This window comes from Neobacillus mesonae (assembly GCF_001636315.1).
GTDB lineage: Bacteria > Bacillota > Bacilli > Bacillales > Cytobacillaceae > Neobacillus > Neobacillus mesonae.
Window position 1 is genome coordinate 4680926 of the sequence record NZ_KV440949.1, and the last position, 13547, is coordinate 4694472.

General features: G+C 35.9%; 12 protein-coding genes and 1 tRNA gene. 10 read left to right on the forward strand and 3 right to left on the reverse strand.

Translation table 11 applies throughout. The features are described from left to right. Nucleotide 1: 1 nt before the first annotated feature. The 10 genes from A6749_RS22020 to A6749_RS22070 all read left to right on the forward strand — a co-directional run bounded on the left by A6749_RS22020 (nucleotide 2) and on the right by A6749_RS22070 (nucleotide 10674). Complete coding sequence (locus tag A6749_RS22020) at nucleotides 2-229, forward strand: sulfurtransferase TusA family protein (protein WP_066396627.1); 228 nt, start codon at nucleotides 2-4, stop codon at nucleotides 227-229. A gap of 213 nt (nucleotides 230-442) precedes the next feature. Further along, nucleotides 443-787, forward strand: a complete 345-nt coding sequence (locus tag A6749_RS22025) for a DsrE/DsrF/DrsH-like family protein (RefSeq protein WP_236719710.1) — start codon at nucleotides 443-445, stop codon at nucleotides 785-787. A gap of 15 nt (nucleotides 788-802) precedes the next feature. Beyond that, nucleotides 803-1183, forward strand: a complete 381-nt coding sequence (locus tag A6749_RS22030) for a peroxiredoxin family protein (RefSeq protein ID WP_066396631.1) — start codon at nucleotides 803-805, stop codon at nucleotides 1181-1183. A gap of 447 nt (nucleotides 1184-1630) precedes the next feature. Further along, complete coding sequence (locus A6749_RS22035; RefSeq protein ID WP_066396634.1) at nucleotides 1631-2233, forward strand: YdhK family protein; 603 nt, start codon at nucleotides 1631-1633, stop codon at nucleotides 2231-2233. A gap of 185 nt (nucleotides 2234-2418) precedes the next feature. Beyond that, on the forward strand, nucleotides 2419-3792 hold the full coding sequence (locus A6749_RS22040) for a sensor histidine kinase (RefSeq protein ID WP_066396637.1): 1374 nt from the start codon (nucleotides 2419-2421) through the stop codon (nucleotides 3790-3792). A 24-nt stretch (nucleotides 3793-3816) separates the two neighbouring features. Continuing rightward, nucleotides 3817-4491, forward strand: a complete 675-nt coding sequence (locus A6749_RS22045; protein ID WP_066396642.1) for a response regulator transcription factor — start codon at nucleotides 3817-3819, stop codon at nucleotides 4489-4491. 434 nt (nucleotides 4492-4925) lie between these two features. Beyond that, nucleotides 4926-5291 carry a carboxymuconolactone decarboxylase family protein gene (locus A6749_RS22055; RefSeq protein ID WP_066396651.1) on the forward strand — a complete coding sequence of 122 codons (366 nt, stop codon included), beginning with the start codon at nucleotides 4926-4928 and terminating at the stop codon, nucleotides 5289-5291. A gap of 164 nt (nucleotides 5292-5455) precedes the next feature. Continuing rightward, nucleotides 5456-5881 (forward strand): pyridoxamine 5'-phosphate oxidase family protein, encoded by a 426-nt coding sequence (locus A6749_RS22060; RefSeq protein ID WP_066396654.1) that lies wholly within the window; start codon nucleotides 5456-5458, stop codon nucleotides 5879-5881. A gap of 87 nt (nucleotides 5882-5968) precedes the next feature. After that, the gene (locus A6749_RS22065; protein WP_066396659.1) at nucleotides 5969-6262 is read left to right on the forward strand and encodes a DUF378 domain-containing protein; all 294 of its coding nucleotides are present in this window, start codon (nucleotides 5969-5971) and stop codon (nucleotides 6260-6262) included. 332 nt (nucleotides 6263-6594) lie between these two features. Beyond that, nucleotides 6595-10674: a S8 family serine peptidase gene (locus A6749_RS22070; RefSeq protein ID WP_066396661.1), complete on the forward strand. Its 4080-nt coding sequence runs from the start codon at nucleotides 6595-6597 to the stop codon at nucleotides 10672-10674. A gap of 182 nt (nucleotides 10675-10856) precedes the next feature. Here A6749_RS22070 and A6749_RS22075 read toward each other — a convergent pair whose 3' ends face one another. The 3 genes from A6749_RS22075 to A6749_RS22085 all read right to left on the reverse strand — a co-directional run bounded on the left by A6749_RS22075 (nucleotide 10857) and on the right by A6749_RS22085 (nucleotide 13373). Continuing rightward, nucleotides 10857-12086 (reverse strand): helix-turn-helix domain-containing protein, encoded by a 1230-nt coding sequence (locus A6749_RS22075; RefSeq protein ID WP_066396663.1) that lies wholly within the window; start codon nucleotides 12084-12086, stop codon nucleotides 10857-10859. 274 nt (nucleotides 12087-12360) lie between these two features. After that, nucleotides 12361-12434 (reverse strand) — tRNA-Arg (locus A6749_RS22080). Between the two features lie 201 nt (nucleotides 12435-12635). Continuing rightward, complete coding sequence (locus tag A6749_RS22085; RefSeq protein WP_066396669.1) at nucleotides 12636-13373, reverse strand: YwaF family protein; 738 nt, start codon at nucleotides 13371-13373, stop codon at nucleotides 12636-12638. Nucleotides 13374-13547 lie beyond the last annotated feature (174 nt).

The following is a 13547-nucleotide window of genomic DNA, read 5'->3' on the forward strand; positions in this document are numbered from 1 at the left end:
TATGAATGTCGATAAAGTTTTAGATGCAAAAGGGTTAGCGTGCCCAATGCCGATTGTAAAAACGAAAAAAGCCATGAACGAACTTGAAAGTGGTCAAGTGTTAGAAATCCATGCAACGGATAAAGGGGCAAAAAATGACCTTGCTGCATGGGCTAAATCTGGGGGCCATGAGTTAATCAAGCATGAAGAAGATAACGGCTTGTTAAAGTTTTGGATTAAAAAGGGTTAAAAATAAAGGAACCATTTTTGGTTCCTTTTTATAAAACAGGAGGTCAACATGGATATTAGTTTTATAATTACGATCTTACTAATTGGATTTGTTGGCTCATTTATTTCTGGAATGTTAATCTACGCTACTGCAGCGAAAACGTGGATGAATATTTTATAAGCTCTATTCCGTAAAAAGTATAAATTATCGCCAACGAAAGATGGGGTAATAATGATGAGTAAGAAATTTGTATACTTTTTATCGTTAAGCTCAAATGTACCCTTTGCGCTGAAAGAAGCACTAATAAAAGTAAAACAAAACAATGAAGTGGCCATCTTTTTTGATCTTGATGGAGCACGAGTTTTAGACCGGCGGTATTTAAATAAAATGGATAAAATTCATGGTAAAGAACTTTCATTATTATTAAATTCAGCGATAAATGCAGGAATTAAATTATTTGGATGTCAGATGAACGTTTTAATGGCCGATGGATTAGAATTGATCAATGGAGCAGAACTAGCAGGAGTCGCAACCTTTTTGGAAATAGCCTATCAAGCTGATTCGGTTTTAAGTTATTGAGGGGGGATTTTCATTATGGAAACTAAAAAAGTTGTGGTTTTAGCACTTCACGATGAACTAGAGTCTGTCTATCCCCCATTAAATATTGCGGTAGGTGCGGCATCATCCGGGGCTGAGGTGATTTTAGCTTTTTCAAGAAAAGGTGTAAACATATTAGACGAAAACTATATACCAATTCCTTCTAAAGGTATAAAGTACCTTTCAAATGCCCTAAACGATTTTGGTGCACCCTCAATTCATGAACTTCTTGATATTGCTGTTGACTTTGGTGTAAGACTATATGTTGTTGATTTGGATATAAAAGACGAAACTAGATTTATGTTACCTGTTGAACAAGTACCAATCAAGTGGGTTTTAAATGAAGCCGTTTCGGCTGACCTTTTTGTTCATTTTTAAGTAGCTATGAACCTTCAGTAGATATGGACTAAGTTGGGGAATGAAATTGTCAGAGAACTAAAAACACAGAAATGACACCCAACAGAGGTTAGGTGTCATTTTTTTGAATTAGGTACAGGACAACAAAGGGAAATGGAAATTGTTCCTAACATCTGTGCGGTTGATAAATTTTGAATTAAAAGCGGTAAAATGTTTGAAACTAGTGAGATTCCCTTTTAAAAGAGAGGAATTCATGATATTCCTTGATGGTATTTATTTTGTTCATTTTAAAAAATATAGAGGAATTATTAAAAACATGGCTTCCTATAAGCCATGCTTTTTTAATTTGGGTCAAAAAGAAAAAGCTTATAAAATTAATAAAAAAGTCCCATAATATCTGCATAAAATCTCCACAAATTATTGATAATCTATTTTTAGACAATAGATACGTTAGAAAGGATGGTAATAGTGAAACATAAAAAAGCATTTTTAGGAATAGCTGCATTAATGTTGGTATTCTTTTTAGCTGCATGTGGAGGTAATGATAAGACATCCCCAAGTGATAATGCAGATCCAAAATCTAACACGCATGAAAATAGGAGTAAAAGTGATAATTCTGATTCTATGGAAGGAATGGATCACTCAGGTTCAGGAGAGGTTCCAGAAGGTTTAACAATGGCAGAAAATTCTTCCTATCCTGTTGGTAGTAAAGTGATTATTCATGCAGAACATATGCCGGGAATGGAAGGTGCTGAAGCAACTGTTTCTGGAGCTTTTGATACTACTGTCTATTCAGTAACATATACTCCAACAACTGGTGGGAAACCAGTCAAAAATCACAAATGGGTGGTTCATGAAGAAATTAAAAATGCTGGTGACAAACCATATAAATCGGGTGAAGAAGTTGTTTTAAATGCAGAACATATGAAAGGAATGAAAGGAGCAAAGGCAACAATTGATACGGCTGAACAAACAACTGTTTATATGGTTGATTACACTGATACAAAAACTGGTGAGAAGATCACCAAGCATATGTGGGTAACAGAAAGTGAACTTTCACCTGTGAAATAATATTTACAATAAAATATCTTTAAGTTTTAAAGGGATTGGCTGTAAACACCGATCCCTTTTTTTGGTTTGATTTTTTGAGTAAGCATTCTAGATAATTGCTTAATTAGATTTCTCCATAATTTCTCGATATTATTATTTTATGATGGAACAGAGGTTACTTTTTTGAAAAACCAAGGAGCAATTAAATGAAAAAAATAAAAAAAATAAACAGTATATCAACGAAATTGGGGCTATTATTCAGTGGGATTTTTGTTGTATTGCTTCTCATATTAGGATTCATATTATATGGGGTTTTTATTAATATATTCGGTGATTATGTTAAGCAGGATCTGCTGGTAAGGGGGAATAATCACGCAAAGGTACTGGAAGGACAATTTAATGAGGCAACAATAGAGCATGTAATCCGAATGGAAATAGGAGCAACAACCAAGGTTTTAATCACCAATCCTAATCAAAGTGTAATCGGTTCTTCGGTTCCCCTGGATGAAGATATGAAAAATCATTTATTACCTAAAGGAAAGCTACTAAAAAAAGGACTTCTATTAGAGAGTGATTGGAAGCACCACGATTATATTATTTCCGTTTCTCCTATTGGAAAAAATGAAGGTTACGTTTATATGTACTATCCCTCCTATATAATACGAGAAATCGTGGTTGTATTAAACCTATTAATATTAATAGCCAGCTTAGGGGTAGTATTGCTCGCATTCGGATTTATTGGGATTCTATCCAAAAGACTTACAAAGCCTCTTTTAATAATGAAGGATGCAACAAATAAAATGTCACTTGGCAGGTATCAACAAGAAATTCCCGTGAAGGGTGATGATGAAATAGCCCAGCTGGGAAGAACTATTCAGTCGCTAGGGGAGCAGCTTCAATACTTTGAAGATAGCAGGAACGATTTCCTTGCAGGAGTTTCACATGAGCTTCGCACCCCTCTAACCTATATTAAAGGGTATAGCGATATATTAATGAAGGGGATGTATCAAAGCAGTGAGGAACAGAAGCAGTATTTACAAATTATCAATAATGAAGCAAATAGAATATCGATTTTAGTAAATGATTTATTTGAAATGAGTAAATTACAGGTAAATGAATTTATATTAGATCGTGAGGTTTCAAATATTAATCAGATTATCGAAAAGGTAATAACAAATCTTAAGCCTGAAATATGGAAAAAGGGGATAAAGATAAACTCCAAACTACATGAAATCCCGTTAATCCGAATTGACCCAAAGAGAATGGAGCAAGTCTTGTATAACCTTGTTGAAAATGCAATGAAATATACACAGCAAGGTGAAATTTTAATCTCCTCTTATAAAGAAAAAGGTTTTATAAAACTGAAAGTAAAAGACACAGGGATCGGCATTCCAAAGTCAGAACTGACCAAAATTTTTGACCGTTTTTACCGCGTGGAACATTCCCGTGCCAGAATGACAGGAGGAACCGGGTTGGGACTATATGTAGTAAAACAGATTGTAAAAGCCCATGAAGGAGAAATTACGGTTGAAAGTCAAGAGAACGGAGGTTCTACTTTTACCATAACATTAAAAATCTAAATGTAACAAGGAGAAGAAAAAGTGATGATTAAAATATTGGTTGTCGATGATGAGTTTGAAATGAGACAGCTATTGCGGCTTTATTTAAAGCAGGCGGGTTTTGTTATAGAAGAAGCAGAGAATGGAAAGGAGGCTTATGAAAAAATTGTTAAACATGAATATCAGTTAATGATCCTTGATGTTATGATGCCATTGCTTGATGGCTGGCAGACACTGGAACAAGTAAGGCAGGTTTCAGATTTACCAGTCATTATGTTAACGGCAAAAGGAACAGTTAAAGATAAGGTTGCAGGATTTTCAAAGGGTGCAGATGATTATTTAGTTAAACCATTTGAAGCCGAGGAATTAATAGCCAGGGTACATGCATTGCTGCGAAGGACTCATCTAAGTGAGGAAAAGGAAAATTTATTAAAATATGAAGGTATCATCGTAGATTCAAATGCACGAAACGTTACTTATAATGATAAAAAAATTAGCCTTACACAAACAGAGTTTGACCTGCTAAAGGTTCTTTTAGAACATAAAGGAAATGTCTTATCAAGAGATCAATTGGTTGAGTTAATTTGGGGTTTAGAGTTTTCAGGGGAAGATCGAACAGTTGATTCTCATATTAAAAATCTCCGGGAAAAATTAAAGGCAGCAGGAGTCGATGAACAGCCTGTTAAAACAGTTTGGGGAATCGGATATAAAGTGGAATAGGTGAGAAAATGAATAAAATACTGTCCACCATATTTTTAATTTTGATTATCCTTCTTGGAATTTTGTCCTTGATATTTGTCATAAAAATGACTTGGTTTCCCCCAACTTCAATGGGGATGATGATGGGGAAAAATATGATGTTGCATCACATGTTCTTCTGGTTTTTACAAATGATTCTCATTTGCTTTCTTTTCTTAATGTTAATCATGATTATTTGGAGGGCAATGAACAAGAATAAAGATAAGAAATGAAGAAATAGAAAAACGAAAGGATAAGCTGACTACAAGTTCCTAAAATTCATTATTTAGCCGAATGTTCACTTTTTTATAATGAACTTATGATTTTTTACTACTGGTCTAAAGTTTTGATAAAAAAATGATTGGGTACTCATACTAAATTTGGGACTTAAAAATGATGAAAAGGAGACGATTATTATGGAAATGAAAGCTGGAAATTCAACTGAAGCAGCACTAATCAAATATAAAGAAGGTCTTGGGTTGTTTACTGAGAAGATGCCTGAATTTGCAAGGAGCTTTAATGAGTTTACGGAGGAGTGTTTTAAAGAAGGTACTTTATCTCAAAAACAAAAACAGTTAATTGCATTAGGAATCAGTATTCATGCTCAAGATGAATATTGTATTATCTATCATACAAAAGGTTGTCTTGATCAAGGATGTTCAGAACAAGAAATACTCGAAGCTGTAGGTGTAACGGCAGCGTTTGGCGGAGGGGCATCCATGAGCCAGGGAGTTACTCTTGTGCAGGAGTGTATCATGGAGATGAATCAATTAAAACAGTAATAATTTGTTATTTTATTATGAGATAGCAGATAGTAAAGATGAAATCGAAAAGGTTTCATCTTTTTTATATTCTGCTGATTATCTTGAGTTTTCCTGCAATATATATTTTTTGTATGGAAATGATAAGAGGGAATTTTAAATGACTAAAAAAGGAGTATGGAGCCATGAACGAAGAATTAAAAGATAAGGTGCTCAAAATTATCTCGAATCATAGAACAGGTATCCTGTCATCGGTAGAAAATAATAAGCCTCATTCACGGTTTATGACATTTTATAACGATGACTTGACATTATTTACTCCAACTAAATTAGATACAGAAAAAATAAATGAAATAAAAAAAAATTCAGCTGTTTCTGTGTTGTTAGGGTATGAAATGAATGGGCAAAATGATGCCTATGTTGAAATAGCTGGTACCTCAAATATAAATGATTCACAAACATTAAAGAATAAGTACTGGGAGGGTACATTTAGAAAATGGTTTGAAGGCCCGGACGACCCTAACTACGTGTTTTTGGAAATACAGCCTGAAACAGTTCGTATCTTAAATCTAAATGGAGAGACAGCGCAGGAACTTAATATAGAGAGTTAAAGTCTATAAGGAAATTGGACATATAGTGACTTCAAATGCATTAAAAAACTCCTCAATTCAAAAGATAATAAAAAGGAGGTGATTATTGTGAGAACTTTACAAAAGATTGCTTTAGCTTTAGTGATTATCGGTGCAATTAACTGGGGATTAATTGGTTTTTTTAGGTTCGATTTAGTAGCAGCAATTTTTGGCGGGCAAGGATCCTTTTTGGCGAGAGTTGTATATGGACTTGTAGGATTAAGCGGATTAGTTTGTTTAAGTATTTTATTTTCACCAATCCGACAAGAAGATCATAAGAAAGAACAATTAAATAACAGAAATCTAAAATATGCCACCGAATTTGGCGAGGAAAATGATTTGTCAGAATACAAAAAGGATTAAACCCCTTATCGTTAGGAATATTGCGGTATTCCTGACGATTTTTTTTTGAAGAAACACTTTTGCGTTTTCTCCCATTTGGGGTAATTTTTTCTTGAAAACTAGTTAATAGAGGGAAGCAAACTATATCAAATAAGACCAATATACCCTATTTTATTCCTAAATTTGTTAATTTTAAATATAACCCCGAACTTCTCACATCATTTATCAGCTTTAAAAACCCCAATAGTTGAATATTCGAAAAGTAAATATAATAGGATTATGTTACTCTATAACCTATTTCAATAGAAAAAGAGGAACTACATATTAAAAAAAATAATGAAAGTAGGGAGATTATGAAAAGGAAGACATTCTTTAAACAAGCTGCTGTGATTTCTCTATCCGTTGGTTTAATGCTGTCATCAATGAACTTCACACTTACACCGAAAGTAACAGCAGCAGGTTCAAAAGCAGAATCTATTCTTGCTTCACTTACACCGGAACAAAGAAATGCACTAAAGCGGCTGGAACTGACAGAATTAACAGGTCTGCAGGGATTCAACAAACAAGAATTAAACAGAGATGAAGATTTGGATGTCATCGTTCAATTCCACTCGATGCCGGGCAAAATTGCAGTTCTGGATGCAGAAGTAAAAGGAAAGAAACTATCACAAAAGAAAGCTGATGAGCAGGTAGCAAAGGAACACGAACAATTTAAAAAGGATATTCAATCGATTCTTTCAACTGGCAACATGAAAGCCAAAAAGACCAATCACAAGATTACTTCCAGCTATAAAACGGTTTACAATGGGGTAGCGATGAAATTGCCTGCCAAGCAGGTGGCAAGTCTATTAAAATCTGGTGTCGTAAAAGCTGTTTATAAAAATGAAACTTATAGGGTTGATCCGATTTATTATGTAGGAGATGGAGATAAAGCAGGACACACACCTGGCACAGCAGTGGAAAGTCTATCTTATTTAAAGGTGGACAAGCTTCGTGAAGAGGGACTGACAGGGAAAGGTGTGAAAGTTGGGGTAATTGATACGGGGATTGATTACAACCACCCTGACTTAAAGAAAGTCTATAAAGGTGGGTATGACTTCGTTGACCACGATAATGACCCGATGGAGACGACATATGAGGATTGGAAAAAATCGTTGTACCCTGAAATTTATAATAACTCAACCTATTATACTTCGCACGGAACACACGTCTCCGGAACGATCGCCGGGCAGGGAATGAATAAAGAAATTTCTGTCGAAGGCGTTGCGCCGGATGTCGATTTATATGCTTATCGTGTGCTTGGTCCATATGGTACTGGTACGGCCAATAATATCATTGCTGGTGTTGAAAAAGCAGTTGAAGAGGGGATGGATATCATCAACCTTTCATTAGGTTCAGGTATTAATGACCCATATTATCCAACCAGTACAGTTGTCAATAATGCCGTCCTAAGTGGGGTTACAGCAGTAGTGGCTGCGGGGAATTCTGGCCCGGGGGAATATACGATTGGTTCTCCAGGGGCAGCCGCGCTTGCCTTGACGATTGGAGCGAGCGATGTCCCAATGTCTGTTTCTACTTTTAAAGGAAAGATAGGCACGGAAACTGGTATTGAGCTGGTCAGCATGGCCCGCAATTATACTGATAAATTAAAAGACTTGGAAGGAAAGTTCTTTCAGGTGGTCGATGTCGGGGTTGGAGCGAGTGCCAACTATTCGGGTCAAGATGTTCAAGGGAAAATTGCCTTAATTGCCCGCGGTGATATTGCTTTGAGTGAAAAGGTCATACTTGCGAAGCAAAAAGGCGCAGCCGCCGTTCTTCTCTATAACAATGTAGACGGACAAATTGATGCTAACCTTGGTGAATCAACTAAATTTATCCCAACATTCTCTGTGACAAAGGATGCCGGGGAAAAGATAAAAGTTCAGCTTCAGGCGGGGAATACAGACTTTACCTTTTCAAACTATGGAGCAAGTCTAACAGAGGGCGACCGTCTTGCCGAATTTAGTTCACGGGGACCTGCCAGACAAACGTATGGGATGAAACCTGAAGTGGTTGCACCGGGTGTCAGTGTTCTTTCGACTGTTCCATCCTATATCGCTGATCCTAAGAATCAAGGAAACTATCAATTTGCCTATTCCCGCTATTCGGGAACATCTATGGCGACCCCATTTACAGTAGGAGTTGCAGCCTTAATGCTGCAGGCTAATCCGAAATTAATGCCCGAAGATATTAAAACGGTCTTAATGAATACAGCAGATCCGCTGAATGGGAACTACAGTGTGTTTGAAGTAGGCGCTGGAAGGATTAATCCATACAAGGCCGTCCACAACGGAGCGACCTTCCAAGTTCTAGACAAAACGCTTATTCCCGGTGTGGAAGATCTGGCCGAAGTGAAATCATTAACAGGCGGACTTAGCTTTGATCATGAGCTGGTTGATAACAATTTGCATATCACCAAATCTATGAAAGTAAAAAATAATGGAAATATGAAAAAGAAGTTCACGGTTGATATTACTGAAGGGAAAGGTTCAAATTCCCTTAAGCAAAACGGTATGGCGCTGATCATTGCCAATAATATTACTGTCAAGGGCAATGAAGAGAAAAAAGTATCTGCCAGCCTGCGTATTCACAAGAAAGCAAAAGAAGGCTACTATACAGGATATATTACACTCATTAATACGGAGAATTCCGCTGAGCAGTACAGACTTCCGTATAGTTTCCGGTTACTTAAAGAAGGATTCAATAAAATAGAAATAGAAAACCCTGTCTATTCACCAGTTTATTTAAACAATGGGAACTTAGACTTTTTCAGGGAGCCTTATGTCTACTCTCAGTTAAACATTAATGCGCCAATGAATAAATTGGATGTTGTCCTTCAGGATGAGAAGGGAAATGACCTGGGGCTGATCGGTACGGCAGACTTGAATGGTGCTTACGATAATGTTACTTATGGATTAACGTTCTTCAATGGAATGTACTATAAATTTACAGGAGATGCAAAAAAGCCAATCTCTTCAAAGTTCAGCTATGCACAGGAAGGACATTACCAAATAAAATTCATCGGTACGGGCCAATCTGGAAAAGTATTCACAGAAAACAGGCATCTATGGATCTATCTCAATCAGCCAAATTTTGAAAGCTCATTAGATAGGAACTCGCCATTTATTGAGTTTAAGCCTGGGCAAGAAACCTACCCATTTGAAATTAAAATAACAGATCCTATTATTGAGGAGATGAAGAAATACGGTGTTGATTACGCTCAATCCTCAAACTATATGGTGTATTATTGGGGCCCATGGGGCTATCCGTCGATGCCGATTTATATGGATAAGGATGGAAAGTTTGTTGAGGAAGTTGCCATGGACAAATCTGAAAAGGCTCTTTATTTTGGAATGGATGGCTATAATATCGCTGGAAATAAAATCAGTAAGTATTATTACTTTGTAAAGGAAGGAACACCGGTTACGTATCCGACAAGTGAGACAACAGAAGTTAATGCAGGCGGTATGATCAAAGCCACTATTATGCTGGATAACGTACAGGATATTTCTAAAGCAGAGTGGAACTTTAACGACCTTTATGGGACCAAGAGTGTAGAGCTTGTAGACGCTAAGCTTGTGGATGCTTATCTTGACCAAGCAGAGATCACAGTGAAGGACAATCGTGTAGCAGTCCAGTTTAACCATTCTAGCGGTACATTCGAACAACAGGCAGTTGCCGAAGTGACATTTAAAGTTTTAGATGACCAATATTTTACTATGGGTGACATCAATCCGTCTGTTGCTGTAACGAATGAAAAAAATCAAAAAATCCAGGTAATCAATGCCCCATATACGTTTAAAATTAACCCGCAATTTTCAAAGGTGAAAGGTACGATCGGACCAGAGGGATTTTATGTGGGGAATCCAGAGGATGAGGGAGGCTATCTTGGTAAAAGAGATTGGACTAAAGTCGGAGGATCGGTCAAGCTGATTGATTCAAAAGGTAAAGAGTTTGACGTTACTTCATCCATCAATGCGTATGGAACTTTCTCCGCTGAGAATCTGCCATTGTCGAAAGAGCCTTATACCGTGGAAATGAAGGCCCCAGGGCATTTCTTAACAAAGAGTGAAGTGCCATCCAGCATCATTCGTAACGGTGTTGCATATGGGATTTCCTTCAATATGTCGATGATACTTCTGGTTGCTGGTGATGTTAACCAGGACGGAGTGATCGATGTCTTAGATGCCCTAGCTGTTCAAAATACTTGGAAAACGAATGACCGGACGGCAGATATCAACTTTGATGGTGTAGTTGATGAGAAAGATATGGCATTTATCCAGAAGAATTATCTTAAACAAAATGAAGATTTTACAAATGGTCCGGAGCCAAAGACAAGCTACAATGGAAAAACGTTAAAAATGATTTTGGCTGAATTGGGAATTAACCCTTAAAAAATTCTAGTGATCATTTGAATAATTTTTGCCGCATAGCCAAAGCTATATGCGGCTTTTTTTAATTTTCGCTACCTTTTATACAGTGAAACTCCTTAGGAAACGGTGATACTCTAATAGAATCATCTAATCAAAACCCCATAATCCATAAATGTTGATTTGAGAACTAGGGGTGTATTTTTTTAACAGATTTTTAAAAGGGAGTTTGCAATTTCAAGCGCTTTTTCTAGTTGATTTGTTTCAGAATAATAGGTGAACAGTCGTTTTTCGTATTGGGTAACAAGCCAAAATAATTGATTTTCTTTAAAAAAAGGTATAGCAATTTCGTCTAAGAAATGATAAAGTTCCGTATTTTCTAGAATCTCGTAATTTAACATAGTAAACAAAATGGTGCTTAGCTGGTCATTTTTATTTTTTGCGAGCAAGGACATTCCTTCATTAACCAGTTTTGTTAATGTGTCTTTATCTAATAAGAATCCTTCAAAGGAGCAACGGATATAACCCTCAAATGACAAGAAGAAGAGGGAAGAATTTTTCTCACTTAGCTGCATAGCTTCAAAATATAATTTCTGGGCTTCAGCTAATTCCCTTCGTAGATAACGATTATAAGCAAAGTTATGAAGGAGTTTTGTCTTCTTATCAATAAAATGACATATGTCACAGGTTTGAAGCAGTGATTGATATTGTGCCACTGTCTCTTGAAAATTCAAATATTCATTATCCCCAATTTGTACAATCATTAAAGTCTCTGTATCGATGATTCTATTAAAATTATTTGTATCTTTGAAATAGTTTAAAGCCTTTTCTGCATAGTAGTAAGCCAGTACTTTTGAACCAATTGAATGATAAGAATAAGCAATGTTATAGTAAAATTCATGATTTTTATATTGATTTGGATCAATTGATTTTAAAATTTCAATAGCATTAATAAAATTTTTCTTAGTGAGGTAATAAATTCCTAAAACATGCTTCAACAAATTACTCTCATATGTAGGTAAGCGGTCCATTTCCTTTTTAATTGGTGATAGAATTTTCATGGCTTCTCGATGATTTTCTTGCGAGCAATAATATCGTGCAAGCAGCAGGTGAAACTGAATTTGAAATTTCGAAACAACAAGAATTGGGACATCCTTGAGCGCTGAAATAATGGATTCTACTTCATCAAACTTTTGTCTATCCATTGCGTTTTTCATTTGTTGAAGCAGGGATTCGACACCGTTAAGCCGTTTCAGTTCTGATTGTATATCAATGCCAAGACGTTTTGCTAAAAGAAAGGCTATTTCGGGTGAGTATTCTGTAATTCCACGTTCAATTTTACTTATATGCGTTACAGAACATATCCCTCTGCCAAGCTCTTCTTGGGTTAAGTTAGCCTTTTCACGGTAAAACTTAATGATTTTTCCTTCATTCATTTAGGATCCACCTTTCCGACTTGAGTGAATTACATTATTAATGTAAGTCTTCCAATATTCGTTATATATTTCATTATGTTATCAGAATATTCGGGGAGAATTGTCGAAATTTAAGGGATAGTAAAAAATATTGTAAATATTTTATCTTGAAAGGATGAAAAAATTATGTCACCTATTTATATTGATTCCAACGGTGCATCGAAGAAGGTAAGAAGCATATGTGTTGTTTAATATGAATATGAAAAAAACCCTTACAATGGTAAGGGTTTTTAGACGTCCCAGAGAGGATTCGAACCTCCGACCTACAGTTTAGGAAACTGTTGCTCTATCCTGCTGAGCTACTAGGACAAGTTAAAACAAAATATAAAGTTTTCTTAGAAAAAATCTAAAAATCCCATCCTGATCTCAGAAACCATATTCAAGAAGCTCTCGATCAGTACGCTTGATGTTAATTCATGAAAGATAATTCATTCGTGCTGAGCTACTAGGACAATTTAAGGAACGTTATTTATTATAATAAGTTAATCGAAAAAGGTCAAATAAAAATGTTCAATTTGCAAAATACTTTGGTTCTTGTTCTTGACTCCTTGTTTTTTCACGGAAGGCGAGCCAGACGATTAAACTTAGAACAATAAGCAGTCCTTCCATTGAAAGGATATAAATCGGATATGGGCCCAGAAAGTCCAACAGGCTGGCACTGTCTGGTTTGTGGCTTAGGAACATATAATTTCCACCAACTAGTTTATTAATTAACATAACCACTGGCATTAACACATTTATAAACACAATCAGTTTAAGAACAGACCAAATGGTTGGCCGGTATCCTTTTACCCATGTAAAATATAGCGGCACCCAAATCATCATTAAATGGGTATAGAAGAAGTGGAAAAAGCGAAAGTGCGGGAAGTCATAAGATAATAATGGAGTAACTAATGCCTGCGACGCCCCTAATATACCGGTGAATAAGAGAATTTCATAGTATAGCTTTTTCCTTGTGATTAACAGTAAAATGGTTAAGAAAAAGCTGATATTGCATAATTCTAACGGAATGGAGTGACTGCTATTCCAGATGCCGATATGTAACATCCAAAGATGATAAACCATTTCGAATATCATCAGCGATGCTGCTAAGCCAATTTCAGCAGCTCGTAAATTTATAGCTCCAAGTTTTTTTCTGAAAAGAAAAATCCCAATAGAAACAATTAATAGAAGCGCTAAAATAGCAAAATGGCTGCCTGAAAACATTTCAAACTGATAATTTTTATTGCTTCCGCCAAACCACTTCATACAGCCACCGTCCTTTTAAATATCATAACATGTGACATTAACGAAATAAATTTGAATATTACGACACCGTTGGACATCTTTTAGTCCATAGTGCTTATTCTTAATAGAAGATTTTTCATTCTGATAAAGTCAGTCTGGTTTATGTTATAATAATATGTCGAAGATACTCGAAGA